Annotated in this window: 27 protein-coding genes; 11 read left to right on the top strand and 16 right to left on the bottom strand. The window is 67.1% G+C overall.

Annotated features, from left to right (window positions below; translation table 11 throughout):
* Nucleotides 1-56: 56 nt before the first annotated feature.
* The 6 genes from N1027_RS16375 to ctaE form a co-directional block, all read right to left on the bottom strand.
* On the bottom strand, nt 57-620 hold the full coding sequence (locus N1027_RS16375) for a hypothetical protein (protein WP_259509197.1): 564 nt from the start codon (nt 618-620) through the stop codon (nt 57-59).
* A gap of 313 nt (nt 621-933) precedes the next feature.
* Nucleotides 934-1,257, bottom strand: coding sequence for a cell wall-binding repeat-containing protein (locus tag N1027_RS20250; RefSeq protein ID WP_372499753.1), 324 nt, complete (start codon nt 1,255-1,257; stop codon nt 934-936).
* 206 nt (nt 1,258-1,463) lie between these two features.
* A complete protein-coding gene (gene qcrB, locus N1027_RS16365; protein WP_259509195.1) occupies nt 1,464-3,164 on the bottom strand; it encodes a cytochrome bc1 complex cytochrome b subunit in 1,701 nt (566 codons plus the stop codon).
* Nucleotides 3,161-4,231, bottom strand: a complete 1,071-nt coding sequence (qcrA, locus tag N1027_RS16360) for a cytochrome bc1 complex Rieske iron-sulfur subunit (protein WP_259509194.1) — start codon at nt 4,229-4,231, stop codon at nt 3,161-3,163. Before qcrA ends, qcrB begins: the two co-directional genes overlap by 4 nt.
* A gap of 64 nt (nt 4,232-4,295) precedes the next feature.
* Nucleotides 4,296-5,090 carry a cytochrome bc1 complex diheme cytochrome c subunit gene (gene qcrC, locus N1027_RS16355; protein WP_259509193.1) on the bottom strand — a complete coding sequence of 265 codons (795 nt, stop codon included), beginning with the start codon at nt 5,088-5,090 and terminating at the stop codon, nt 4,296-4,298.
* 49 nt (nt 5,091-5,139) lie between these two features.
* Nucleotides 5,140-5,730 carry an aa3-type cytochrome oxidase subunit III gene (gene ctaE, locus N1027_RS16350; RefSeq protein WP_092552299.1) on the bottom strand — a complete coding sequence of 197 codons (591 nt, stop codon included), beginning with the start codon at nt 5,728-5,730 and terminating at the stop codon, nt 5,140-5,142.
* A 165-nt stretch (nt 5,731-5,895) separates the two neighbouring features.
* Here ctaE and trpD point away from each other — a divergent pair, with 165 nt between their 5' ends.
* Entirely contained in the window at nt 5,896-6,951 is a 1,056-nt protein-coding gene (trpD, locus tag N1027_RS16345; RefSeq protein WP_259509192.1) for an anthranilate phosphoribosyltransferase, read from the top strand.
* Between the two features lie 177 nt (nt 6,952-7,128).
* On the opposite strand, the gene glpK is transcribed toward trpD, so the two are convergent.
* Together glpK and N1027_RS16335 are read right to left on the bottom strand one after the other, a co-directional pair.
* A complete protein-coding gene (gene glpK / locus N1027_RS16340) occupies nt 7,129-8,643 on the bottom strand; it encodes a glycerol kinase GlpK (protein WP_259509191.1) in 1,515 nt (504 codons plus the stop codon).
* A gap of 72 nt (nt 8,644-8,715) precedes the next feature.
* Nucleotides 8,716-9,486 carry an MIP/aquaporin family protein gene (locus tag N1027_RS16335; RefSeq protein ID WP_259509190.1) on the bottom strand — a complete coding sequence of 257 codons (771 nt, stop codon included), beginning with the start codon at nt 9,484-9,486 and terminating at the stop codon, nt 8,716-8,718.
* Nucleotides 9,487-9,709: 223 nt separating this feature from the next.
* Here N1027_RS16335 and dhaK point away from each other — a divergent pair, with 223 nt between their 5' ends.
* Genes dhaK through dhaM form a run of 3 tightly spaced genes read left to right on the top strand, consistent with a single transcriptional unit; the run spans nt 9,710 to nt 12,087 of the window.
* Nucleotides 9,710-10,711, top strand: a complete 1,002-nt coding sequence (gene dhaK, locus N1027_RS16330) for a dihydroxyacetone kinase subunit DhaK (protein ID WP_259509189.1) — start codon at nt 9,710-9,712, stop codon at nt 10,709-10,711.
* A 4-nt stretch (nt 10,712-10,715) separates the two neighbouring features.
* A complete protein-coding gene (gene dhaL, locus N1027_RS16325) occupies nt 10,716-11,354 on the top strand; it encodes a dihydroxyacetone kinase subunit DhaL (protein WP_259509188.1) in 639 nt (212 codons plus the stop codon).
* A 1-nt stretch (nt 11,355) separates the two neighbouring features.
* Entirely contained in the window at nt 11,356-12,087 is a 732-nt protein-coding gene (dhaM, locus tag N1027_RS20160; RefSeq protein WP_259509187.1) for a dihydroxyacetone kinase phosphoryl donor subunit DhaM, read from the top strand.
* Nucleotides 12,088-12,108: 21 nt separating this feature from the next.
* Here the strand turns inward: dhaM and N1027_RS16315 are convergent, their stop codons facing one another.
* From N1027_RS16315 to N1027_RS16305, 3 genes are read right to left on the bottom strand one after another with little or no spacing between them, the layout of a single operon-like run.
* The gene (locus tag N1027_RS16315; protein ID WP_259509186.1) at nt 12,109-12,552 is read right to left on the bottom strand and encodes a nitroreductase family deazaflavin-dependent oxidoreductase; all 444 of its coding nucleotides are present in this window, start codon (nt 12,550-12,552) and stop codon (nt 12,109-12,111) included.
* 4 nt (nt 12,553-12,556) lie between these two features.
* On the bottom strand, nt 12,557-14,164 hold the full coding sequence (locus N1027_RS16310; RefSeq protein ID WP_259509185.1) for an MDR family MFS transporter: 1,608 nt from the start codon (nt 14,162-14,164) through the stop codon (nt 12,557-12,559).
* The gene (locus N1027_RS16305) at nt 14,161-14,799 is read right to left on the bottom strand and encodes a TetR/AcrR family transcriptional regulator (RefSeq protein WP_259509184.1); all 639 of its coding nucleotides are present in this window, start codon (nt 14,797-14,799) and stop codon (nt 14,161-14,163) included. Before N1027_RS16305 ends, N1027_RS16310 begins: the two co-directional genes overlap by 4 nt.
* Before the next feature lie 178 nt (nt 14,800-14,977).
* Here N1027_RS16305 and N1027_RS16300 point away from each other — a divergent pair, with 178 nt between their 5' ends.
* The gene (locus tag N1027_RS16300; protein ID WP_259509183.1) at nt 14,978-15,370 is read left to right on the top strand and encodes a hypothetical protein; all 393 of its coding nucleotides are present in this window, start codon (nt 14,978-14,980) and stop codon (nt 15,368-15,370) included.
* 36 nt (nt 15,371-15,406) lie between these two features.
* On the opposite strand, the gene N1027_RS16295 is transcribed toward N1027_RS16300, so the two are convergent.
* Nucleotides 15,407-15,754: a UBP-type zinc finger domain-containing protein gene (locus N1027_RS16295; RefSeq protein WP_259509182.1), complete on the bottom strand. Its 348-nt coding sequence runs from the start codon at nt 15,752-15,754 to the stop codon at nt 15,407-15,409.
* A gap of 140 nt (nt 15,755-15,894) precedes the next feature.
* Here N1027_RS16295 and N1027_RS16290 point away from each other — a divergent pair, with 140 nt between their 5' ends.
* The 3 genes from N1027_RS16290 to N1027_RS16280 are packed head-to-tail and all read left to right on the top strand — an operon-like array spanning nt 15,895 to nt 19,444.
* Nucleotides 15,895-16,683 (top strand): SDR family oxidoreductase, encoded by a 789-nt coding sequence (locus tag N1027_RS16290; RefSeq protein ID WP_259509181.1) that lies wholly within the window; start codon nt 15,895-15,897, stop codon nt 16,681-16,683.
* Entirely contained in the window at nt 16,683-17,042 is a 360-nt protein-coding gene (locus N1027_RS16285) for an iron chaperone (protein WP_259509180.1), read from the top strand. The genes N1027_RS16290 and N1027_RS16285 overlap by 1 nt, the downstream gene beginning before the upstream one ends.
* Nucleotides 17,039-19,444: an HAD-IC family P-type ATPase gene (locus N1027_RS16280; RefSeq protein WP_259509179.1), complete on the top strand. Its 2,406-nt coding sequence runs from the start codon at nt 17,039-17,041 to the stop codon at nt 19,442-19,444. The genes N1027_RS16285 and N1027_RS16280 overlap by 4 nt, the downstream gene beginning before the upstream one ends.
* A 15-nt stretch (nt 19,445-19,459) precedes the next feature.
* Here N1027_RS16280 and N1027_RS16275 read toward each other — a convergent pair whose 3' ends face one another.
* Nucleotides 19,460-19,876, bottom strand: a complete 417-nt coding sequence (locus N1027_RS16275; protein ID WP_259509178.1) for a DUF7144 family membrane protein — start codon at nt 19,874-19,876, stop codon at nt 19,460-19,462.
* A gap of 94 nt (nt 19,877-19,970) precedes the next feature.
* Between N1027_RS16275 and N1027_RS16270 the strand changes: the two genes are divergently transcribed.
* Nucleotides 19,971-20,465, top strand: a complete 495-nt coding sequence (locus tag N1027_RS16270) for a MarR family winged helix-turn-helix transcriptional regulator (RefSeq protein ID WP_259509177.1) — start codon at nt 19,971-19,973, stop codon at nt 20,463-20,465.
* A gap of 7 nt (nt 20,466-20,472) precedes the next feature.
* Nucleotides 20,473-21,129, top strand: a complete 657-nt coding sequence (locus N1027_RS16265; protein WP_259509176.1) for a hypothetical protein — start codon at nt 20,473-20,475, stop codon at nt 21,127-21,129.
* A gap of 27 nt (nt 21,130-21,156) precedes the next feature.
* Here the strand turns inward: N1027_RS16265 and N1027_RS16260 are convergent, their stop codons facing one another.
* Genes N1027_RS16260 through N1027_RS16250 form a run of 3 tightly spaced genes read right to left on the bottom strand, consistent with a single transcriptional unit; the run spans nt 21,157 to nt 22,890 of the window.
* A complete protein-coding gene (locus N1027_RS16260; RefSeq protein WP_259509175.1) occupies nt 21,157-22,218 on the bottom strand; it encodes an NAD(P)-dependent alcohol dehydrogenase in 1,062 nt (353 codons plus the stop codon).
* 28 nt (nt 22,219-22,246) lie between these two features.
* A complete protein-coding gene (locus N1027_RS16255) occupies nt 22,247-22,468 on the bottom strand; it encodes a helix-turn-helix transcriptional regulator (RefSeq protein WP_259509174.1) in 222 nt (73 codons plus the stop codon).
* On the bottom strand, nt 22,462-22,890 hold the full coding sequence (locus N1027_RS16250) for a hypothetical protein (protein ID WP_259509173.1): 429 nt from the start codon (nt 22,888-22,890) through the stop codon (nt 22,462-22,464). Before N1027_RS16250 ends, N1027_RS16255 begins: the two co-directional genes overlap by 7 nt.
* Nucleotides 22,891-23,020: 130 nt before the next feature.
* Between N1027_RS16250 and N1027_RS16245 the strand changes: the two genes are divergently transcribed.
* Nucleotides 23,021-23,809: a DNA adenine methylase gene (locus tag N1027_RS16245; protein WP_259509172.1), complete on the top strand. Its 789-nt coding sequence runs from the start codon at nt 23,021-23,023 to the stop codon at nt 23,807-23,809.
* Nucleotides 23,810-23,824 lie beyond the last annotated feature (15 nt).

Here is a 23,824-nt window from a genome sequence, read left to right as displayed (position 1 = left end):
TCAACACGCCGGGGAGGTCGGACGCAGGCAGGCGGGACTTTGCCGCGTAGGCTCTGTCAGTCGTCGGGACCGCCGTCGTCCTGCTCGACGTCGAGCAACCAGGCGTCGAGGTGCGGCTGCAGAATGGCGCGTTTTGCCGGCGAACTGGCCTCAGATTGCCGAACATCGAGGTTGTACATGACCATGTCGTCGTCGGCATATCGATTCAGGTAGCGCCGGAACTCCTCGTCGCTGTGTTGTGGCGAGCAGTAGAGAGTGACGGCAACGGTGGTGACGGCCTCGCGCGCACCGAACTTGTCGGCCAGAACGCGAGCAATTTCGTACCCGCGATTGACGTGAGCGATAGCCATGACCGCGAGCCCACTTTCGGCGAGTGCGAGCATCGACGCGAAGGGCACTCGCGGATTCATGACGACCACCTCGAGTACATCCTCTCGGCCGTCGATGACGATAGCCGCGACGAGGTCGCGGAACTCGCTCGAATCTCCCTCCATGCGGGCGCCCGCACGCTGGAACTCGCTCCACGCGCGGTCGCCCGAGTGGGCGTCATCCAAGGATTCGTACAGCGCGTAACGGGTCGCCCGATCGAGGAGGGCCGAAGCCGAAGGCTGAGCAACCAACGCACACTCCAATGAGAATCCAAAGACAGGTCAAGCTTCGCGCGGGAATCGTGTGATTGGACATGAGCAATTCCTACCCAGATCAGCGGTGTCGGTGGTGGGTAGCAGGGACGATTTTGCCGTTCGGCCTCGCGGTCGGGTCCAGGATGTCCGTCATCGCCGGTGCCGTGTTGCTCGTTGCGATCGTCGGCTGGGTCTTCGAGTACTACCGGGGCTACTCCGCCCGATTGGACCCGTGCTCCTCGTGAGCGCGGACCGCTCCTGGCCCCCGTCGTGCGGGCACCGACGACAGAGGAGGGCCCGCCAAACTAGGTCAGCTGGGCCCTCCGCCGGCACGCCAGCTTCGAGGCGCAGAGGGGCAGGCGCTCGAGGTAGGCGTCGAGGCTGTTCGGGCCGCCCAGGGGCACGATGCGCTTCGGCTGTAGTGGCCCGGATGAGCCGCCACTTCAGCCGCCACGCAGCACTTCTGCACCAGGAGGATCGATGACTTCGCGGTGCCAGCCAGCACGCCGCCAGCCAAGGCATCAGGGAAGTTGGCGCCGGTCGCGACGAAGATTGTGTCGATCGGGCCGGTGTAATACTCCGCACTGACGTTGGCGGAGACGATGAAGCGGTCGTCGCCCTCGATGCGAAGCACCGTCTTGCCCGTCGTCGCCTTGAGGTCAGGTGAAGGCCGCGAAGGGAGCGGCGAGCACGGTGGCGACGACGACGCCGAGTGACACAGTGGTGGCGGCGAGCAGCCCTGCTCGACCGGCTCGGGTGGTTCGGGTTGGTACTCAACGACGAAGGGCCCGGCTCCGCAAAAGTGCGGTGCTGGGCCCTGAGTCGGGGGAGGGGACGAGGCTACTTGAGGCCCGGGCCCTCCTCGAGGGAGTGATCGGTGCCGTCGCCGTGCAGGCCCTGGGGGGCATGACCGTGGCCGTGACCGGCCTCGAGCTCGGTGCGGGTGGCCGGGGCGATGCGGTCTTCGAAGAACCACTTCGACATACGCACCCGCAGACGCGCACCCGCCGTGATCTTGCCCTGGCTGTTCGGGCGGAGCATCAGCGGTTCGTAGACCTCGTAGTCGAGCAGCTTCCAGCGCTCGTAGTCGTCGACCTGCTCGTGCACCTCGATGTACTCGCCACCGGGCAGACGAACGATGCGGCCGGACTCATAGCCGTGCATCACGATCTCGCGGTCTTTCTTCATCAGACCGATGCAGACGCGCTTGGCGACGAAGTAGGCCAGGAACGGGCCGAGCACGACCCAGGCCTGGATGGCATGCGTCACGCTCTCCAGCGACAGCTGGAAATGCGTCGCGATGATGTCGGAACTCGCCGCCGCCCAGAGGCCGGCGTAGAAGGTGACACCGGCGGCGCCGATACCCGTGCGGGTCGGAGCGTTGCGCGGGCGGTCGAGGATGTGGTGCTCTCGCTTGTCGCCGGTGACCCAGCCTTCGACGAAGGGATAGATCGCGACGAGGGCGAGAAGCAGCACCAGAGCCACGACGGGCACGATGATGTTGAACGACCAGGTGTGGTCGAGCCAGACGAACTCCCAGCCCGGTGGAATCAATCGGAGAGCGCCGTCGGCGAATCCGATGTACCAGTCCGGTTGCGTACCCGCCGAAACGGGGGAGGGGTCGTATGGACCGTAGTTCCAGATCGGGTTGATCGTGAAGAACGCGGCCATCAGAGCGATGACACCGAACACCAGGAAGAAGAAGCCACCGGCCTTCGCGGCGTACACCGGGAGGATCGGGTAGCCCATCACGTTCTTCTCTGTGCGGCCACCACCGGCGAACTGCGTGTGCTTGTGCACCACGACGAACACCAGGTGCAGCGCGATGAACGCGACGACGAGCGCCGGCAGCAAGAGGATGTGCAAGGTGTACAGACGCCCGATGATCGCCGTGCCGGGGAACTCGCCACCGAACAGGAGGAACGAGATCCAGGTGCCGATGAAGGGGATGCCCTTGATCAGGCCGTCGATGATGCGGAGGCCGTTGCCCGAGAGCAGGTCGTCGGGGAGCGAGTATCCGGTGAAGCCCTCGGCCATCGCGAGCACGAAGAGCGTGAAGCCGATGACCCAGTTGAGCTCACGCGGCTTGCGGAACGCACCCGTGAAGTAGATGCGCAGCATGTGGATGCCGATGGCCGCGATGAACAGCAGAGCCGCCCAGTGGTGGATCTGGCGAACCAGGAGACCGCCGCGGATGTCGAACGAGATCTTCAGCGCCGAATCCATGGCCGCCGACATCTCCATGCCCTTCAGCGGAGCCCAGGAGCCGTTGTAGGTCACCTCGGCCATCGAGGCCTGGAAGAAGAAGGTCAGGAAGGTACCGGAGAGGATGATGACGACGAAGCTGTAGAGCGCCACCTCACCGAGCATGAACGACCAGTGGTCGGGGAAGATCTTGCGGCCGAACTCCTTGACGACACCCGAGATGCTCGTGCGCTCATCGATGTAGTTCGCTGCCGCGGCCGTGAAGCCGCCGCTCTTCGCCGGCGCCGGGGTCGTGACGTCGGCCGGGGCATCCGATCTTTCGATTGTGCTGGTCATGAACGCTCCCAGAAACTAGGGCCGACGGGCTCGTTGAAGTCGCTCTGGGCCACCAAGTATCCCTCGGAGTCTACCTCGATCGGCAGCTGGGGAAGGGGCCTCTTCGCCGGTCCGAAGATGACCTGGCACTCGTTCACCACGTCGAACGTCGACTGGTGGCACGGGCAGAGCAGGTGGTGCGTCTGCTGCTCGTAGAGAGCGACAGGGCAGCCGACGTGGGTGCAGATCTTGGAGTACGCGACGATGCCGTCGTACGACCAGTTCTCACGCCCGGGGCTGATGTTGAGGTCGGCCGGGTTCAGACGCATGAGCAGCACGGCGGCCTTGGCCTTCTGCTCCAGGCGGTCGGGCGCGTCGTTCAGACCTTCGGGGATGATGTGGAACACCGATCCGATGGTGATGTCGGATGCCCTGACCGGGATGCCGGAGGGGTCGAGCGTGAGACGCGCACCCTTCTTCCACATCGTGTGGCTGAGCAGTTCGGCCGGGTCTTCGTCTTGCGGAGCGAGACCGCGGAAGAGCACGATTCCGGGCAACGGGAACGCGATCAGCGCACCGATCAGGCTGTTGCGGATGAGCGTGCGGCGACCGAAGCCCGACTCCCTGTCGGCCTCGTCGAAGATCTCGACGGCGCGGGCGCGGGTCTCATCCGATCCCTGGACGGGGTGGCGGATGTCGATGCCCTCTTTGTCGTACATCAGGGCCTTGGCCCAGTGCACGGCGCCGAGGCCGATTCCGAACAGGGCCAGCGCGATGCCGATGCCCATGAACAACGTGTTCAGCCGGACGGAGCCGACGTCCTCGTTCTCGATGGGGAACGCCATGTACGCAGCGAGCGCGAAGACACTGCCTGCGATCGAGAGGTAGAAGAGCGTGTAGATCGACCGCTGCGCCCGACGGGCGGCCTTCGGGTCGGTGTCGGTGACGCGCTGGCGGTGGGTGGGCTCGCCCGGGTTCTCGACGTCGGACGCAATGACCGCGGTGCTGGTCGATGCCGTTCGACTCGTCTCGACGGCCGACGAATCGGAGGCGGAGGACTCTGCTCCGCTCACCTCGTCATGTGCCATTGTTGTCCCTTTCGAGCTGTGCTGGTGTGTGCTGCTGTGCCGGTGTTCACGAGATCCGGGCGGGCTAGTTCGATTTGGCGGTGAGCCAGACCATCAGTGCGACGATCGCGCCGAGCCCGAAGATCCAGGCGAACAGACCCTCGGCGACCGGTCCGAGCGAACCGAGCTCGACACCGCCCGGGGAAGGGTTGTTCTCGAGGTACTTCAGGTAGGTGATGATGTCGCGCTTGTCTTCTGGCGTGAGGTTGTCGTCGTTGAACACGGGCATGTTCTGCGGGCCCGTGAGCATCGCCTCGTAGATGTGCGTTGCCGCGACACCGGTGAGCTCGGGCGCGAACTTGCCCTCGGTGAGGGCACCGCCGGCACCGTGCACGTTGTGGCACATGGCGCAGTTGATGCGGAACAGTTCGCCACCGTTCGTGGCGTCGCCGTCGCCCTGCAAGAGGCTCGGGTCGGGGATCGCCGGGCCGGGGGAGATGGAGGCGACGTAAGCCGCGAGTGCCGCGGTCTGCTCATCGGTGAACTGCGGCGGCTTCTGCATGGCCTGAGGGCCCTGCATGGCCATCGGCATCCGGCCCGTTCCGACCTGGAAGTTGACCGAAGCAGCGCCGACGCCGATGAGGCTCGGCCCGTCGGCGGTGCCCTGGAGGCTCATGCCGTGGCAGGTGGCGCAGTTCGCTGCGAAGAGCTTCTGCCCCTCCTCGATCGTCTCCTGGCTGGTAGCGCTGGTGTCGGCGGTAGCGGTGGTCGTGCTGCTGAGAAGCGCGTACCCGCCGCCTGTGACGACCAGGCCGATAGCAATCAGCACGACAGTCGCCAGGGGGTGGCGTCTGTTGGCTTTCCTGCTCTTGCGGGCCATTCTCTCTACTCTCTGTTCGGGATGACGTCGGTGGACAGTGATCACTGCGCTACTTCAGCACGTAGATCACCAGGAACAGGCCGATCCAGACCACGTCGACGAAGTGCCAGTAATAGGAGACGACGATGATGCTCGTCGCCTCTTTGTGACCGAAGTTCTTGACCGCGAACACGCGCCCCAGCATGAGGAGCATCGCGATGAGGCCGCCGGTGACGTGCAGGGCGTGGAAACCGGTGGTGAGGTAGAAGGCGGAACCGTAAGCGCTGCCGTCGATCGTGATGCCTTCGGAGACGAGCGTCGCGTACTCGAGCACCTGGCCGCTGACGAAGATGGCGCCGAAAGCGTAGGCCAGGAACATCCACTCGGTGATTCCCCAGTCGACCGGCTTCCAGCTGGTGCGCTTGGTCTGCCCGCGCTCGGCGGCGAACACCGCGAACTGGCACCAGAACGACGAGATAACCAGGATGATCGTGTTCACGAGAGCGAACGGAACGTTCAGCGTGTTGGCCTGTTCGGCCCACGCTCCGGGGTTCGTCGACCGCAGGGTGAAGTAGATCGCGAACAGGCCCGCGAAGAACATGACCTCGCTGCCCAGCCACACGATGGTGCCCACCGCCACGATGTTGGGGCGCTGGACCATTGGGGCACTCTGAGAATGGGTCAATGAGCTGCTCGTCACAGATCCATTATGTCCGAAATCGTCAGCTGATTTTGCATTTAGGGGGGTAGGGGGCGAGGTCATCGGCGTGTCCGTGCAGGGATACACGTCGGTGTTCGCCGAGCGACGCCCCATAAGATCGCTGCTATGGCGCACACGCAATCCTGGCCCGGAATGATCGCCCAGCTTCTCGCTGGCGAGGATCTGTCGATCTCGGAGGCGACCTGGTCGATGAACAAGGTCATGGAGGGCGACGTGACCGAGGCGCAACTGGCCGGATTCCTCGTGGCGCTGCGGGCGAAAGGCGAGACCGTCGACGAGATCGTCGGCTTCCGCGACGCCATCCTCGAGCACTCGCTGCCCCTCGACATCGATCCGTTCGCGCTCGACATCGTGGGCACCGGCGGCGACGCCTTCGGCACGGTGAACGTGTCGACGATGGCGTCGATCGTGGCCTCGGCGAGCGGCGTTCCCGTCATCAAGCACGGCAACAAGGCGGCGAGCTCGCTCTCTGGCTCGTCGGACGTGCTGCGGGCGCTCGGCCTGGACATCGACCTCGAGCCGTCGCGGGTCGCCGAAGTGTTCCTGGAGACCGGGATCTCGTTCGCTTTCGCCTCGAAATTCCACCCCGGTTTCAAGAACGCGGGAGTGGTGCGGGCCGATCTGGGTGTGCCGACGGTGTTCAACTTCCTCGGGCCGCTGTGCAACCCTGCGCGAGCCGAGGCATCCGCCGTGGGTGTGGCGCATCTGGATCGGGTTCCGCTCATCGTCGGTGTCTTCCAGACCCGTGGCGCCACCGCCCTGGTGTTCCGCGGTGACGACGGGCTCGACGAACTGACCACCACCGGGCACAGCCACATCTGGGAGGTGTCGCGGGGATCGGTCAAGGAGCACGATCTCAACCCGCGTGACCTCGGCATCCGGCGCGCCTCCATCGAGGAGCTGCAGGGCGGCGACGCGGCACACAACGCCGACATCGTGCGTCGTGTGATGGGCGGGGAGCAGGGCGCGGTGCGCGACATGGTGGTGCTGAACGCGGCCGCCGGACTCGTGGCGTTCGAGCTGGTCTCCGATCCCACGGAGCTCGACCGCGGCATCGTGGAACGCCTGGCCGAGAAGATGTCGATCGCCTCGGAGGCGATCGACTCCGGTGCGGCGGCGGCAAAGCTCGACGCCTGGATCGCGGCCACCCAGAGGGCGTAGGCATTCTTGAGTACCGCCTCGCCGCTTCCCGGGCTCGCCCGGCCTTCGGCTGGGCGGGCCCTTTTGCTCGCGCCGCCGCTACTGCGGCGCGAGGCGACATGTTCGCGAGCGGTCGCTGACGCGGCCGCGCGCTCACCCTGGGTCGTCTGAGCGCGGCCCCCGGCTTTCCATCGCGGGCTACAGCACGTCGTCGTCGACCCAATTCAGGGTCTTCGTGACCGCCTTCTTCCAGTTGCGGTAGAGGCGGGCCCGCTCCGCATCGTCCAGGTGCGGCTCCCAGCGGGAGTCCTCCTGCCAGTTCGCACGGAGCTCGTCGAGGTCGGCCCAGAAGCCGACCGCGAGCCCCGCAGCGTAGGCCGCGCCGACGGCGGTCGTCTCGGCGACCACCGGCCGCACCACCGGAACGTCGAGGATGTCGGCCTGGAACTGCATGAGCAGGTTGTTCGCGATCATCCCGCCGTCGACCTTCAGCTCTGTCAACGGCACACCGGAGTCCGCGTTCACGGCGTCGAGCACCTCGCGTGTCTGGAATGCCGTCGCTTCGAGGGCCGCTCGTGCGATGTGGCCCTTGTTCACGTAACGGGTGAGGCCCACCAGCGCACCACGCGCATCCGATCGCCAGTGCGGCGCGAAGAGCCCGGAGAACGCCGGCACGAAGTAGGCGCCGCCGTTGTCGTCGACGGATGCCGCGAGCTCCTCGATCTCAGGGGCGGCGGCGATGAGGCCCAGATTGTCGCGCAACCACTGCACGAGCGAACCCGTGACCGCGATCGATCCCTCGAGCGCGTAGTGGGGCACGTCGTCGCCCAGTTGGTAGCCGAGGGTCGTCAGCAATCCGTTCTTCGAGTGCACGATCTCGGTGCCCGTGTTGAAGATGAGGAAGTTGCCGGTGCCGTAGGTGTTCTTCGCCTCCCCGGCATCGAAGGCCGCCTGGCCGAAGGTGGCGGCCTGCTGGTCGCCGAGGATGCCGGCGACCGGCACCTCGCGGAGGAGCGACGAGGTGTGCACGGTGCCGTAGACCTCGGAGGACGACTTGATGGTGGGGAGCATCGAGCGGGGCACCCCGAAGACCTCGAGGATGTCGTCGCGCCAGGTGAGGGTCTTCAGATCCATGAACAGGGTTCGGGAGGCGTTCGTCACATCGGTGATGTGCACGCCCCCGTCGACTCCGCCCGTGAGGTTCCAGGTGACCCAGGAGTCGGTGGTGCCGAAGAGCAGATCGCCGTTGTCCGCCTTCTCGCGGGCGCCCTCCACGTTCTCCAAAATCCAGACGATCTTGGTGCCGGCGAAGTAGGTCGACAGCGGCAGCCCCACGATGTCCTTGAACCGCTCGGCGCCCCCGTCGGCGGAAAGGCGGTCGACGATCTCCTGGGTGCGGGTGTCCTGCCAGACGATGGCGTTGTAGACGGGTTCGCCGGTGTTCTTGTCCCACACGACGGTGGTCTCGCGCTGATTCGTGATGCCGACGGCTCTGACGTTGTGCCGCGTGATGTTGGCTCGGGAGAGCGCCTGCCCGATGACCTCCCGGGTGTTGTCCCAGATCTCCTTCGGGTCGTGTTCGACCCATCCCGCCTTCGGGAAGATCTGCTTGTGCTCCAGTTGCCCTTGACTCACGATCGAGCCGGAGTGGTCGAAGACGATCGCCCTCGTGCTCGTGGTTCCCTGGTCGATCGCGATGATGTAGTCCGTCATGACAACTCCTTCGGTGGCACGGCACGAAAAGAGGGCCGGTCCACTTCACTGTGGACCGGCCCTCTGTGTGTTCTAGGTGAGGATCGGAAGCAGCACCAGCGCCGACCAGCCGGCGATCAGACCACCGATGATCGGGCCGACCACCGGCACCCAGGCGTACGACCAGTCGGAGGTTCCCTTTCCGCGGATCGGCAGGAACGCGTGCGCGATGCGCGGTCCGAGGTCACGGGCCGGGTTGATGGCGTATCCGGTCGGACCACCGAGAGACGCACCGATCGCGATCACGAGGAGCGCCACGGGCAGTGCCCCGAGGGCCGCCAGACCGCCTTCACCTTGACGGCCGCCGCCGAAGGCGATCACCACGAACACCAGCACGAAGGTGCCGATGATCTCGGTGATGAGGTTCCACGCGTAGGAGCGGATGGCCGGTCCGGTCGAGAAGACGCCGAGCTTGGCCGCCGGCTCCGGCTCCTCGTCGAAGTGCTGCTTGTAAGCCAGCCAGACGAAGACCGCACCGATGATCGCACCGATCATCTGCGCCAGGATGTAGACGATGACGGTCACGAAGTTGACGTCGACCGCTGTCGCCTCCGAGCCGAAGGATGTCGCTCCGTTGGCGACGAGCCCCAGGGTGACCGCCGGGTTGAGGTGGGCTCCTGACGCGTACGCGACGATGACACCGGAGAAGACCGCGAGGCCCCATCCGATGGTGACCATCAAGAAGCCGCCGTTGAAGCCTTTCGTCCTCGTGAGAGCGACGTTGGCGACCACGCCTGTGCCGAGGAGGACAAGTAGGGCTGTGCCCACCAGCTCCGAAACGAAATCGATACCGAGATTGTCCACGATGACCTTCCTTCGCACTTTTCGGTCACCCACTGTGACCCCCGTGGTGATCGGGTTTGCCCCAACGATATCCCCAGGAACTTGCCAGGTATATCCCTTTGCTGCCCGGGCGTGGCGCGGAGGGGTCTACCGGAGCACGAGCCGGACGGCGTAGATTTGCACCGGATGGCCCGGTTCGGGCTCCCGTCGCGGGCGACGAACGTCCGATCGAAGGGATTTTTCAATGAAGAAGCTCATCAACGATCCGAAGAACGTCGTCGAAGAGGCGGTCGCCGGATTCGAAGCAGCGCACGGCGATCTCGTCACCGTGTCGCACGACCCGATCTTCATCGCCCGCAAAGACGCTCCCGTGTCGGGCAAAGTCGGCCTCGTCAGCGGTGGTGGCAGCGGCCACGAACCGTTGCACGGCGGTTTCGTCGGCTACGGGATGCTGGATGCCGCCGTTCCTGGTCCGGTGTTCACCTCGCCCACGCCCGACCCGATCCTCGCCGCCACGAAGGCGGTCGACGGGGGAGCGGGCGTGCTCCACATCGTGAAGAACTACACCGGCGACGTGCTGAACTTCGAGACGGCCGCCGATCTCGCGGGCGCCGACGGCATCGAGGTGCGCACGGTGGTCGTCGACGACGACGTCGCCGTGAAGGACTCGCTCTACACCGCCGGTCGCCGCGGCGTGGCCGGCACGGTCTTCGTCGAGAAGATCGCCGGGGCTGCCGCTGAGCGCGGAGACGACCTGGCCGCGGTGGCCGCTGTCGCCGAGAAGGTGAACTCGCAGGTGCGCACCATGGGCGTGGCACTCACGCCGTGCGTCGTGCCGCATGCGGGGGAGCCGAGCTTCGAGCTGGCCGACGACGAGATCGAGATCGGCATCGGCATCCACGGCGAGCCGGGTCGGGAGCGCATCAAGCTCGAGCCGGCCGACGCGATCGTCGATCGTCTGCTCACGCCCATCCTCGAAGACCTGCCGTTCGCATCCGGCGACAAGGTGGCGCTGATGGTGAACGGCATGGGCGGCACGCCGCAGGTGGAGCTCTACATCGTCTATCGGCACGCCGCCCAGGTGCTCGCCGACAAGGGCATCGAGGTGACACGCTCGCTGGTGGGCAACTTCGTGACGTCGCTCGAGATGCAGGGCACCTCGATCAGCGTGCTGAAGCTCGACGACGAGCTGACCGAGCTCTACGACGCACCGGTACAGACTGCAGCCTTGCGCTGGGGAAGGTAGACGAATGAGTTTGGGCATCACCTGGACGACGGATTGGATCCGGCGCACCGCGAACGTGGTCTCGGAGCACCGCGTCGAATTGGTCACCCTCGATCGCGCGATCGGCGACGGCGACCACGGCGAGAACCTCGACCGGGGGTATTCGGCCGTGCTGGCCAAGGTCGACGACCTGCCGGCGGATTCCACTCCGGGTGATGCCCTCAAGATGGTGGCGACGACGCTGATCTCGACGGTCGGCGGTGCGTCGGGCCCGCTGCTCGGCACCGCCTACCTCAAGGCCGCGGGAGCCGTGGGCACCGAGAAGGAACTCGACGGCGCGGCGATCGTGGCTCTGCTGACGGCGGCGCGCGACGGCATCGTGCTGCGCGGCAAGGCGGAGCCCGGTGACAAGACGATGATCGACGCCTGGACTCCCGCGGTGGATGCGGCCGGCGCCGCTCTCGCTGCCGGCAAGAGCGAGGCCGAGATCCTGGATGCGGCGGCGACCGCCGCCGAGGCGGGTGCGGTGGCCACCGAGCCGCTGGTGGCCCGCAAGGGCCGGGCGAGCTACTTGGGGGAGCGGGCCATCGGGCACCGCGACCCCGGGGCGCAGTCGTCGTCGCTCATCCTCCGGGCGGCGGCCGACGCCGCGAAGGGCGCCTAGGGTGGCCGGTACAGCCGGCAAGGTGGGCGTCGTCTTCGTCTCGCACAGTTCGCTGATCGCCGATGGTCTGGTCGATCTCGCGCGGCAGATGGCGGAGGGCGCCACCCTTGTCGCGGCCGGCGGTACCGACGAAGGGGGCATCGGCACCAGCTTCGAGAAGGTCAGTTCGGCGATCGCCGCCGCCGACTCAGGTTCGGGGGTCGTGGTGCTGTGCGACCTCGGCTCGGCGATCCTCACGACGGAGACCGCCCTCGACTTCCTCGACGACGACGTGCGCGCCCGGGTGCGGATCGCCTCGGCGCCGCTCGTGGAGGGCGGCGTCGCCGCGGCGGTGGCCGCCGAGACGGGGGCCGACCTGGCCGGCGTGCTCGAGGCCGCCGAGTCGGCGAATGTGGAGAAGGAAGCCGAATCCGATGTCGACGCCGCGTCGGGAACGGGAACGGGAACGGATGCGGGCGAGCCGAGTGGAGCATCCGGAAACCCGACGCGCACGGTGACGATCATCAACAAGGACGGTCTGCACGCCCGCCCCGCCGCGGAGTTCGTGAAACTCGCCAACACCTTTCCCGTGAAGGTGACGGTGAACGGCAAGAATGCACGGAGCCTGCTCGGCATCATGTCGATGGGGCTGACCAAAGGGTCGACCGTGGTGGTCTCGGGGGAGAGTCCGGATGCGCAGGAGGCGGTCGACGCCCTGGCCGACCTGATCGAGACCGGGTTCGGCGAGGCCTGACCCGAAGCCCGAGGGCTCGGGTCAGACGACGTCGACCGGAGTGAGCACGAAGACCGGGATCTGCCGGTCTGTCTTCTTCTGGTAGTTCGCGTAGTCGGGGTAGGCCTCGACCGCGCGCTCCCACCACAGCGACTTCTCCTCGCCCGTGACCTCACGGGCGAGGTAGTCGCGTTTGACCGGGCCGTCTTGCAGCTCGACGTGCGGGTGGGCGAGGAGGTTGTAGTACCAGACCGGATGCTTCGGGGCACCGCCGAGCGACGCCACGACCGCGTATTCGCCGTCGTGCTCCACTAGCATCAGCGGATTCTTGCGCAGCTTGCCGCTCTTCGCGCCGACCGAGGTGAGGATGATGACCGGCATGCCACGGAGGGTGGTGCCCTTCGTGCCGCCGGAGCCCTCGTAGGTCTCGAGCTGCTTGTTCGCCCAATCCGACGTTCCGACTTCGTACTCTCCTGACAGCGGCATGGAATCACAGTACCGTGCGTGTCGCGCCGTCGATCTCGAGGGTCTCGGGCAGGATCTCGCGTTCGATGGACGTGGCCAGGGGCTTCTCCTTCACGAACAGCAGCAGCACCACCGCCACCAGCACCAGCGGAACCATGTAGAGGAACACCGGCGTGAGGGCGTCGTTGTAGGCGCCGACGATGACGTTCCGCACCGCATCCGGCAACGCGTTCACCATGGCCGGGGTGAAGGAGTTGCTGTCGCCGGCCGAGGCGCCGCCGCCTGCCGGCATCCGCTCCGCCAGCAGCGTCGTGAGGCGCGACACGAACAGGCTGCCGACGATCGCGGAACCCAGGGAGGCGCCGATCTGACGGAAGTAGTTGTTCGAGGCGGTGGCCGTGCCGACCTGGCTGACCGGGAAGGCGTTCTGCACGATCAGGATGAGGATCTGCATGCTCATGCCGAGCCCCAGACCCATGATCGCGAGGTAGGAGCAGAGAATCCAGATCGGCAGCGCCGGTGTCATGGTCGACAGCAGCACCAGGGCCACCGCGACGATGGCCGTGCCCGTGATGGGCAACCACTTGTAGCGGCCCGTGCGGCTGACCAGCTGGCCGGAGATGATCGAGGTGACCAGGAGCGCGGCCATCAGCGGGATCATCAGGAGGCCCGCGTTCGTCGCGTTCACGCCGGTGACCATCTGCAAATAGGTGGGCAGGTAGGCGAGGGCGCCGAACATCGCGATGCCGATGATGAGTCCGGCGATGGTGGTGAGGTTGAAGTTGCGGTCTTTGAACAGGTGCAGCGGCATGATCGGCTCCACGGCGCGGCGCTCCGTCATCACGAACAGCACGCCGGCCACGATCGTGCCCACGATGAGACCGATGATGACGGGGGAGTTCCAGTCGTAGGTCGTGCCGCCCCAGGTGGTGACGAGCACCAGGCAGGTCGACGCGATGGCGAGCAGGCCCATTCCGGCGAAATCGAGCCGCGGCCGGCGCTGCGCACCCTTCGGCAGGCGCAGGAACAGCACGGCGGAGGCGATGGCCAGGATGCCGAGCGGGATGTTCATCCAGAACGCCCAGCGCCAGCCGATGCCCTCGGTGAACCAGCCGCCGAGCAGCGGACCCGCCACCGACGACAGGGCGAAGACACCGCCCATGATGCCCATGTACTTGCCGCGCTCGCGGGCGGGCACGACGTCGGCGATGATCGCCTGGGAGAGGATCATCAGGCCGCCGCCGCCGAGGCCTTGCACGGCGCGACCGGCGATCAGCCAGGTCATGTCGTGCGCCATGCCGCCGATGACGGAACCGGCCATGAACAGCACGATCGCCCCGATGAACAGGCCCTTGCGGCCGATCAGGTCGCCGAGCTTGCCGTAGACCGGCAGCATGATCGTGGAAGCGAGGATGTAGGCGGTGGTGACCCAGAGCATGTGGTCGACGCCGTTGAGTTCACCCACGATGGTGGGCAGGGCGGTGCTGAAGATCGTCTGGTCGAGCGACGAGAGCAGCATGGTGACCATCAGCCCGGCGAAGACGAGCAGGATGTTGCGTCTCGCGGGATGTGGGGCGGTGCCGGCCACGGAGACGGTGCCGGTGGTCGCCGGCGCGGGGAGTGTCTGGGTCATCGGAGTGTTTCGATTGCCTCTCTGACGAGCGCGATGGTTCGCGACTCGAGAACGTCGGGTGATTCGGTGCTGCCGCCGGCGATCCAGTCCTTCATAGTGAGACGGACGGCCATCCCGCAGAGGGCGAGGACGGGTTCGGCCCAGGAGGGGGAATCGGGGAGGGGGCGGGAGTCGGTGGTGGTGGTGCGGTCGGCCATCGTGCGCACGGCCTCGGAGAGCTGCTGCATCATCCGGCCCATCTGCGCCAGGTGGCGCTCGAGCAGCTCGGGATTCCGACGCAGGATCTCCATGCGTGTCTCGCGCAGCCCGGAGTCGGGCAGAGCAGCTCCCCAGACCTCGAAGAGCAGTCGCACGATCGAGGTGACCAGATCGCTCTGCTCCTCGTCGGCGCGGGCGAGGTGGGCGTCGATGGTCTCGCGCGTCTCGTCGAGCCCTCGCAGGCCGACGATCGCATCCTCTTTGCTCTCGAAATAGTTGAAGAAGGTGCGGGGGGAGACCTCGGCCGCCCCGCTGATCGCGTCGACGGTCACGCCCTCCAAGCCGTGCGCGAGTACGAGTTCGGCGGCCGCCCGTTCGATGCGGGCGCGGGTCTCCTGACGCTTGCGATCGCGGAGACCGAGAGGAGTGGATGGCACTCGCTAATTATTGCGCACTATGCATAATTGCGCAAGTGCAAACATGCGGTGATGCAGAAATGCATCACCGCACGTTTGTGCAGGCCGCCGGTGGGCGGTTCAATGCGCCTCCGATCCGTGCGAAAATCGAATCTCGGGGGATGTCGCAATCAGCCGATCGAAAGGGTCGAACGCCACCATGGCCAGCAGTGCAGGAACGAAATGCCCGGTGTGTGGAAGATCGATCGCCGTGGGGCTGGTGTCGCAGACCCTGATCCAGCACGAGGACAAGACGGGGCAGCGGTGCGCCGGTAGCAGCCAGGCTCCCGTGGTCTCCGCAGCTCGCGCTGCAGCGGCGAGCCGCAGCGGTGGCCGGCCGTCGTCCGGCACCTCGACGTCGGCCGGTTCGTCGGCCGCGAAGAGGTCGAGCCCCGCCACCAAGGGGTCGCTCACGGTGCGCAAGGTCGAGGTCGACCCGGATGCGCTGCGCGAGCGCCAGGAGCGGGCCGAGCGCCTGCGTCAGGAGCGCGCCGCGGCCGCTCGGGAGCGCAACGAGGTCAACGTCTCGTACTTCGACGAGCCCGGGGTCTGATCCGGGCGGGTGCCGCGTTCGGCGCGGCAGCCCTGGTCAGTGGAGCTTTTCGCGCCAGTCGGGCGGCACCGCGCCGTCAGGACCGGGCGCGGGCTGGTTCTCGGGATGCGAATCCGGAGCGGCCAAGCGCGGCCCTTCGGCGTAGTCGGCGGTCTCGTAGTCCCAGAACCAGTCCTCACCCGGCTCGAAGGACTGGATGACCGGATGCCCGGTCTCTTCCGCGTGCCGACGCGCGTGCTGCTCGACGGAGGAGTCGCAGCATCCGACATGACCGCATTCGGCGCAGCGGCGGAGATGGAACCACCAACCGCTGTTCTCCATGCACTCGACGCAGCCGGTGCCGGACGGCGGGACCTCGGGTTTGATCGCAGTTTCGGTAGCCATGCGTCTAGCATCCCCTGCAGCACGAGGCTGTGCAATTCCCTGAATCGTCCACATTCGCCATCGACTCTGGCACGATGGCGGCGCCTCCGATACCTTCAGAGCCAACGCGCACCGTTGGTGACCGAGACGAGGGAGATCGTATGCGTGACAGCGCTGACCGACAGCTCGAGGGCAAGACCGCTCTCGTGACGGGGGCGAGCAAGGGGATCGGGCTGGCGATCACGCGCGGGCTGGTCGACGCGGGCGCCGTCGTGGTCGCGGCGTCGCGATCGTCGTCGCCCGAGCTCGACGCACTGGTCGCCACGGGCGCCGTGCGATTCGTGCCGGCCGACCTCTCATCCGCCGACGCTCCCGCCGCGCTCGCGACGGCGGCCGGTGGTGTCGACATCCTGGTCAACAACGTCGGTGCTGCCACATCGAGGGTGGGGGGATTCCTCTCGGTCACCGACGAGGAGTGGTTGAACTCGCTCACCCTCAACCTCCTGGCCGCCGTGCGGACGACCCGTGCCGTGCTGCCCGGCATGCTCACCGCGGGCCACGGCACCATCGTCACTGTCGCATCCGTCAACGCCCTGCTGCCCGACCCGGCGGTCATCGACTACAGCGCGAGCAAAGCCGGGCTGCTGAACGCCATGAAGTCGCTGTCGAAGGAGTTCGGGGGTCGCGGCATCCGGGTGAATTGCGTGAGCCCCGGGCCGGTGGAGACCGATCTGTGGCTCGGCGGAGGGGGAGTCGCCGAGACGGTGTCGCGGGCGAGCGGACTCGCACCGTCCGAGGTGGCGAGCGCTGCGGTCGCCGGTTCGGCCACGCAACGGTTCACGCATCCGGAGGAGGTGGCCGACGTGGTCGTGTTCCTGGCCAGCGACCGGGCGGCGAACCTCACCGGCACGAACATCACGATCGACGGCGGTCTGGTGCAGGGACTCTGATGGTCGAGCAGCAGTTCGCCACAGTCGACGACTACATCGATTCGTTCCCGGATGAGGTGCAGCTCGTGCTGTCGCAACTGCGTCAGACGATTCAGCAGGCGGCACCCGGTGCGGGCGAGAGCATCAGCTACCACATGCCCACCTATGCGACGGGTGATCGGCCGTTGATCTTCTTCGCGGGGTGGAAGACGCATGTCGCGCTCTACGCCGTCCCGGCGTTCGACGGGGAGCTCGAGGCCGAGCTGGCGCCCTACCGTGCGGCGAAAGACACCCTGAAGTTCTCGCTCAGGCAACCCGTTCCCTTTCCGCTGGTCGCACGGGTGGTGGGCGAGCTCGTCGAGACGAGGGGGAGCGCGTGAGTGCAGCCGACACGGTCGCGCCGGTTTCGGGGCTGACCGCCGCCGAGGTCGCAACCCGCACCGCGGAGGGGCGCACGAATGCCTTCGTGCCCGACAGCAGCCGCAGCATCTGGAGCATCCTGCGGGCCAATGTGCTCACCCTCTTCAACGGCATCGTGGTGGCGTGTTTTCTGGTGCTGCTCGTCATCGGCCGCTGGCAGGATGCGCTCTTCGGGGTGAGTGCGCTCGCCAACGCCGTCATCGGCACGGTGCAGGAATACCGCGCGAAGCGCGCTCTCGACCGGCTGGCGCTGGTGAACGCGCCGAGCGCTCGGGTGGTGCGTGATGGGGAAGAGCAGGAGATCGCCATCGGAACGGTCGTCGAGGGCGACGTCGCCGTGCTGCGAGCCGGCGACCAGATCCCGGCCGACGGAGCGGTGTTCTCCTCGCTCGGCTTGCAGGTCGACGAGTCGATGCTCACGGGGGAGTCCGAGCCGGTCGAGAAGACGCCCGGCGACGAGGTGCTCTCCGGCTCGATCGTGGTGGGCGGTGAAGGCCGAGCGGTGGTCGTGCGCGTGGGGGCCGCGTCGTTCGCCAACACGCTCGCCCAAGAGGCGAAGCGGTTTTCGCTCGTGGCATCCGAACTCCGGTCGTCGATCAACCGGGTGCTGCGGTGGGTGGCCTGGATCATCGGGCCCATCTTCTTGCTCGTGCTGAACGCACAGATGGTGGCGCAGGGCGGTTGGGGGCCGGCGATCGAGAGCGGCGCTTGGCGTGACGCCGCAGTGGCAACGATCGCCTCGGTGGTCGCCATGATTCCGCTCGGCCTGGTGCTCATGACGAGCATCACCTTCGCCGTGGGGGCCGTGAAACTGTCCCGGCAGCAGGTGCTGGTGCAGGAGTTGCCGGCGGTGGAGGGGCTCGCCCGGGTCGATCTCATCTGCCTCGACAAGACCGGCACGCTCACGCAGGGCGACATCGTGTTCGACGGCGCGCATCCGCTCGTCGAGCGATCGGGCTGGGAGGGCGTTCTGGCCTGGTACGGCGTGCAGAACGACGCGAATGCCACGGCGCGCAGTCTCTCCGATTCGTTCACGGCGCAGCCCGCCGTGGCGCCGTCGGATCGTGTCGCGTTCTCCTCGGCCCGCAAGTGGAGCGCCGTCGTGTTCGACGACGAGATGTGGATACTCGGCGCGCCGGAGATGGTGTTCCCGCAGGGAAGCACTGCGCTCCTCTCCCGCGCGTCGGAGCTCGCGGCATCCGGGCGCCGCACCTTGGTTCTCGCGCAGGGCTCGCCGACGCTCGACGAGACGGTGCCGCCCGACGCCGAGGCCGTCGTTCTGCTGACTTTCCGTGAGAACATCCGGCCGGATGCGCGGGAGACCCTCGAGTACTTCGCCGAGCAGGGAGTGGGGGTGCGGGTGATCTCCGGCGACAATCCGCAGACGGTGGCCGCCATCGCCCGCGACGTGGGCCTGGATGCACCGACCGGATTCGACGCCCGCAACCTGCCCGACGACCAAGGCGACCTCATCCGCGTGCTCGACGAGAACGTGGTGTTCGGGCGGGTGACGCCCGATCAGAAGAAGCGCATCGTCATCGCCCTGAAGACGGCGGGGCACGTGGTGGCGATGACGGGCGACGGGGTGAACGACGCACTCGCCATCAAGGAGGCCGACATCGGGGTGGCGATGAACTCCGGTGCCGCCGCCACGAAGGCCGTGGCACGACTGGTGCTGCTCGACGGAAAGTTCTCGCATCTGCCACGCGTCGTCGCCGAGGGGCGGCAGGTGATTGCGAACATCGAACGGGTGTCGATGCTGTTCCTCACCAAGACGGCGTATGCGACGTTCCTCGCCGTGGTCTTCGGTGCGCTGATGCTCCCGTTCCCCTTTCTGCCCCGGCAGCTCTCGGTCATCGACGGGCTGACGATCGGACTGCCGGCGTTCTTCCTCGCACTCCTCCCCAACAAACAGCGCTACGTGCCCGGATTCCTTCGACGGTCGCTGACCTTCGCCATCCCGGCGGGCGCCGTGGTGACGCTCGGGTTGGCGCTGTACGCGCTCGCCGCATCGGCGTGGAAGATCCCCGAGGCCGAGATCCGCACGGGAGCGACGCTCATCCTCACCATCGTGGGGCTGTGGATTCTCGTGGTGCTGTCCCGGCCGGTGACCCGGTTCAAGTCGTTCGTGATCGGGGCGATGATGATCGGCTTGGTGCTGGTGTTCTCCATACCTCTGGTGCGCGATTTCCTCCAGCTCGTCGACCCGACGCTGCCGACGGCGGTGCTGGTGCTCGTGGTCTCGGCCGGATCGATCGGGCTGATCGAGATCGTGCGGTTCGTGCATCGTCGTGTTGCGGCGCGGGACTCGGCTCGGGCCACCGCGGCACGGGCGGCGGCGATCGATCGATCGGAGGCGTGACCGAAGCGCGGCGCCTCAGGAGCGTGAGCGGCCGAAGAAGCGCCCGCCCGGGCCGATCCACAGGGGGAGTGCGACGACGACACACGCGACCGCCTGGCCGATGAGGCCGGAGGGGCCGTCGTCGGGATCGAGCACGAGTTCCACGATGCCGAGGACGAGGCCGACCAGGAGCAGGATCGTGATCGCGCCGCGTGCGAAGCGACTGCCGCGCGCGACGCCCGAGGCCAGCGAGACGATCGCGAGGCCGATGATGATCATGGCGGCGCCCACCACCGTCACCGGGAACACCAGACCGTCGGCCTCCGCCTCGGGGAGGTAGCGAACGAAGATCGCGGCGATGCCGAGGAGCACGTCGACGATTCCGGCAATGTAGATCAGCACGACCGAGAACGTGACGAGCCCCGGTCGTCTGAGCGGCGCCACGGCATCCATGAGGCCGATCATACGGTTTCGGCCCCTCGTGCGTCAGCGATTGCAGCGCGCAATATCATAGTGAATGACATACATAATGTAGTACTATCACGGTATGACAGATGCGCATCGCCTGCTCGATCTGCTGCTCATGGCCAACGAGCTGCTGCAGCGCGACATGTCACGAAACCTCGGAGCGATCGGCCTGAGCCCGTCGCGGATGCACCTGCTTTGGCTGGTGCACGGCCGGGGTCCTCTGACCCAGCAGCAACTCGCAGAAAGCTTGCGGGTCACTCCACGCAACGTCACCGGTCTCGTGGACGCCTTGACCGACGGAGGGTTCGTGACCCGGCAGCCGCATCCCAGTGATCGCCGTGCCATTCTCGTCACCCTCACCGAATACGGCACGTCGACGATGGAGCGCACCGAACGCGACTACCACCAGCTTTCCGCCGAGCTGCTCGGGGCTGTCGCCCCGGATGACCGCCAGGCGCTCATCCGGGGGCTCGGCGCCACGATCGAACGTCTCGAGGCCCTTGTCGAAGCGGATGAGTCCGCCGCTGCCGGCCCGGTCGCTTCTCACGAGCACGGCGGAGTCGACGGAGGATGAGTGAGCCATGACCACGGGAGAAGGGCGAATGACGATCGCGCACCGGGTCGGCCGGATCGCCGGCGTCGTCTGGCGGATGGAGCTCGGCGTCTGGAGGAGCCTCTTCCGCTGGGCCACCCTGCGACCCCGCGTTCCCCGAGGCGCCGACGCTTTCAGCTACGACAAACCGATCCGGCCGGTCTTGATCGTCTTCATCGTCTTGTCGGCGATCGAGATCCCCATCATCGACCTGATCGTGCACTCCTGGGCGGCCGTGCGCATCCCGTTGCTCGTGCTCGGAATCTGGGGTCTCACCTGGATGATCGGGCTGCTACTCGGTTATCTCACGCGTCCGCACGCGGTCGGCCCGGCCGGGCTGCGCATCCGTCACGGCGATGAGACCGAGATCGTGGTCGGCTGGGACGACGTCGCGTCAGTGGCGCCGCTCCACGAACACATCGAGGGCGCCAAGACGTTCCGGATCGACGGCGAGCTGCTCGCCATCTCGGTGCAACAGGAGACGAACGTCGAGATCGAGCTCGAGCATCCGATCGTGGTGCCGGTGAACAGGAAGCCGCAATCGGTGCGCGTGCTGCGCATCTGGGTCGACGACCGGGCTGCCTACCTCGCCTCGGTTCGGCGCTCGCTGCATGCCTGGGAAGACGGTCTGGCAGCCCGCGACTGATCGGTTTGCGCCGAGCGTCTCCGGGGGTCACGGCACCAGGATGACCTTGCCGCGGGCGCGACCGGCGGCGACGTGGGTGACCGCCGCACCCGCCTCGGCCAAGGGGTAGGGGGTGTCGATCGCCGGAACGATCGCGCCCGACGTCACTGCGGCCGCCAGAACGTCGAAGTCGGCCGCGTTCTCGCGCGAGATCAAGCCGCGCAGCCGCTGCGACGTGAATGCGTTCAGCACCGTGGCCCCGAGCATCCGCTCCATCCCGCCGAGCACCGGTCCGCCGTTCTCGCCGCCGACGAGCACGAGCGTGCCGCGCTTGCCGAGGATGCGGCGCAGCCGCGACAGGCGGCGGTTGCCGGCGATGTCGATGATGACGTCCCAGCGGCGGTCGAGTGCCGTCACATCGGTCTGCGTGTAGTCCACGACCTCGGATGCGCCGAGCGAGCGCACCAACGACTCCTTCGAACCGCTGCACACCGCGGTCACCGTCGCGCCGGCGGCTACCGCGAGCTGAACAGCGAAGCTGCCGACCCCGCCACCCGCACCGATCACCAGCACGCTCTGACCGGCGTGCACCTCGCCCGCGTCACGCACGGCTTGGAGGGCGGTCACGCCCGAGACCGGAAGCGTCGCAGCGGCGTCGAATCCCGCGTCGGACGGCATCCGCGCCAGCATCGACTCGGGGGCACAGACGAATTCAGCGAAAGCACCGCCGTGCGAGCCGAACACGCGGTCGCCCGGTTGGAATGCGGTGACGGCCGAACCGACAGCATCCACCTCGCCCGCGAAGGCGAGGCCGAGCGTGCCCGAGCGCGGCCCGCGCACGCCGAAGCCCAGAAGACGCATCAGGTAGGGCTTGCCGGTGACCAGATGCCAGGTGCCCGCGTCGACGCCCGCGGCCCGGATGCGCACCCGCACCTCGTTCGGGCCGGGCGACGGAACGGGAACCAGGGTCACGCGGAGCGCATCCGGAGACCCGTATCGCGGTTGGGTGACGGCGCGCATTGTCGGTGCGGGCGTGGGTGTGGGTGCGGGCGCACCTGCGGTGGTGGCCGGGTGGACGGGGTTGCTGTCGTTCGTGCCGGAGCGTGTCATGATGACCTCTCCCTGCCGGAGCAGGACTCTAGTGCGGTTCGGGGTAGTGGAACACGTCGTCGAGGGGCACCCCGAAGACGTGGGCGATCTGGAACGCCATCTCGAGGGAGGGGGAGTAGCGCCCCTGCTCGATGGCGATCACGGTCTGACGGGTGACGCCGATGCGGTCGGCGAGGGCTGCCTGGGTCATTTCGCCCTGGCTGAAGCGGAGCGAGCGGATGCTGTTGGTGACGCGAGTGGGCTTCACCACGGCTGGAACCCCCGACGGTAGGCGACGAGTTTCGCGATCGAGCCGAGCAGGGCGGAGAGCACGAAGGCCAGGTAGACGGCGTTCGCGATCCAGAAGTAGTCGAACTGCACGATGGCCAGCAGCATCGCGACCACCGCGCCGATCACCACGAAAGCCTGACCCACGTGGTCGCCGAATCGGCTGATCTCCTTGTCGCGCTGGTCGGCCTTGCCGGCGCCTTTGCGCCAGATGGTCGAGATCACGATGTTCGCGAGGATGCCGGCGACGATCGCCGCTCCGATGGTCGAGAGCATGATCGGCCCGTAGTCGACCTCCACGAGCGGGCGACCGCCTGCCACGACCAGCACGATCACGACATAGCAGAGGTAGGCCGCGACGGCGATGAACAGGAACGCCCACGTGTTCCTCTCTTCGAACGACATGCGAACTCCGATCTGAATGTAAAAGAATGTTGACATCTGCCAGAGTAAAGAAGAGTCGACTTGATGTCAATGATTCTTTACATGTCTGCGAACGGGCCCGGCTATGACCAGGGCGCGGGATGATGGAGGGGTGACCCGATCCCGGCGCATCCCGTCGCCCTATCTCGAAAGTCCGCGTCGGCGCCGCGTCTCGGGCTTCCTCGCGGCGGCGGCGCCGGAGGAGATCCGCGGATGCTTCCTGCCTCTCCTCGACGGCGGGGCGGCGGCCATCGCGCTCCTGCAGCGCCATCCGGAGGGCTGGTTCGGATTCAGCAGCCCGAACCCCGATGTCATGGCGGTGTGGGAGAGCGTGCGCGACGACGTCGGCGGGCTGGTCGCGGGCATCCAGGATCTCGCCGCCGCCCACGACCCGGCCCGGTTCGCTGCTGTGCGCGATCAACCGGCCGAGACGGTGGAGCGGATGCCGTCGGTCACGCGGGCAGCCCGATTCGTGTACCTGCGGGGCACGGCGCGCCCGGATGCCGCCGGCGAACCGTTGCAGGAGTTCGGCGACGCCCACTACGGGCGGGACGCCGTCGCCTTCGACGCGGCCGGACTCCGTGAACTCGCGACTCTGCTGCGTTCGCGCGACGTCTCCCTCTCGGTGGGCAGCCTGTTCGAGGTGCTTCGTGAGGTGGGAGAGGACGACGTGGTCGTGCTCGATCCGCCGTCGGCTGCACAGGATGCGCGCGAGCTGCGGAGCTTCGTCGGAGCGCTGGCGGCGAAGGGCGCCGGAGTGATCGCGAGTGATCTCGGTGACGGGTTCTACGCGGGCTGGCCCGGCATGGTGCGCCTCGCGGAGTCGGCCAACGACGAGCCGGTGTGGGTCAACACGGTGCTGCAGCGTGCGCGGTCGGCCGGTGCACGCCACGAGTGGTGACGGCAAGCGCTTGCT

The organism is Herbiconiux aconitum (assembly GCF_024979235.1).
Lineage (GTDB): Bacteria > Actinomycetota > Actinomycetes > Actinomycetales > Microbacteriaceae > Herbiconiux > Herbiconiux aconitum.
Note: the sequence above shows the minus strand (reverse complement) of the source record. Positions and strands in the feature narration are given on the sequence as shown.

What these genes read in the sequence shown, in the direction of transcription:
- trpD (WP_259509192.1), top strand. Translation starts at nt 5,896, where the DNA reads ATGGCGCACACGCAATCCTGGCCCGGAATGATCGCCCAGCTTCTCGCT.
- qcrB (WP_259509195.1), bottom strand. Translation starts at nt 3,164, where the DNA reads ATGACCAGCACAATCGAAAGATCGGATGCCCCGGCCGACGTCACGACC.
- N1027_RS16310 (WP_259509185.1), bottom strand. Translation starts at nt 14,164, where the DNA reads ATGACCCAGACACTCCCCGCGCCGGCGACCACCGGCACCGTCTCCGTG.
- dhaK (WP_259509189.1), top strand. Translation starts at nt 9,710, where the DNA reads ATGAAGAAGCTCATCAACGATCCGAAGAACGTCGTCGAAGAGGCGGTC.
- qcrA (WP_259509194.1), bottom strand. Translation starts at nt 4,231, where the DNA reads ATGGCACATGACGAGGTGAGCGGAGCAGAGTCCTCCGCCTCCGATTCG.
- N1027_RS16315 (WP_259509186.1), bottom strand. Translation starts at nt 12,552, where the DNA reads ATGCCGCTGTCAGGAGAGTACGAAGTCGGAACGTCGGATTGGGCGAAC.
- glpK (WP_259509191.1), bottom strand. Translation starts at nt 8,643, where the DNA reads ATGACGGACTACATCATCGCGATCGACCAGGGAACCACGAGCACGAGG.
- N1027_RS16260 (WP_259509175.1), bottom strand. Translation starts at nt 22,218, where the DNA reads ATGACACGCTCCGGCACGAACGACAGCAACCCCGTCCACCCGGCCACC.
- N1027_RS16265 (WP_259509176.1), top strand. Translation starts at nt 20,473, where the DNA reads ATGACCACGGGAGAAGGGCGAATGACGATCGCGCACCGGGTCGGCCGG.
- N1027_RS16275 (WP_259509178.1), bottom strand. Translation starts at nt 19,876, where the DNA reads ATGGATGCCGTGGCGCCGCTCAGACGACCGGGGCTCGTCACGTTCTCG.
- ctaE (WP_092552299.1), bottom strand. Translation starts at nt 5,730, where the DNA reads ATGGTCCAGCGCCCCAACATCGTGGCGGTGGGCACCATCGTGTGGCTG.
- N1027_RS16270 (WP_259509177.1), top strand. Translation starts at nt 19,971, where the DNA reads ATGACAGATGCGCATCGCCTGCTCGATCTGCTGCTCATGGCCAACGAG.
- dhaL (WP_259509188.1), top strand. Translation starts at nt 10,716, where the DNA reads ATGAGTTTGGGCATCACCTGGACGACGGATTGGATCCGGCGCACCGCG.
- qcrC (WP_259509193.1), bottom strand. Translation starts at nt 5,090, where the DNA reads ATGGCCCGCAAGAGCAGGAAAGCCAACAGACGCCACCCCCTGGCGACT.
- N1027_RS16250 (WP_259509173.1), bottom strand. Translation starts at nt 22,890, where the DNA reads ATGTCGTTCGAAGAGAGGAACACGTGGGCGTTCCTGTTCATCGCCGTC.
- N1027_RS16295 (WP_259509182.1), bottom strand. Translation starts at nt 15,754, where the DNA reads ATGGCTACCGAAACTGCGATCAAACCCGAGGTCCCGCCGTCCGGCACC.
- N1027_RS16300 (WP_259509183.1), top strand. Translation starts at nt 14,978, where the DNA reads ATGGCCAGCAGTGCAGGAACGAAATGCCCGGTGTGTGGAAGATCGATC.
- N1027_RS16290 (WP_259509181.1), top strand. Translation starts at nt 15,895, where the DNA reads ATGCGTGACAGCGCTGACCGACAGCTCGAGGGCAAGACCGCTCTCGTG.
- N1027_RS16285 (WP_259509180.1), top strand. Translation starts at nt 16,683, where the DNA reads ATGGTCGAGCAGCAGTTCGCCACAGTCGACGACTACATCGATTCGTTC.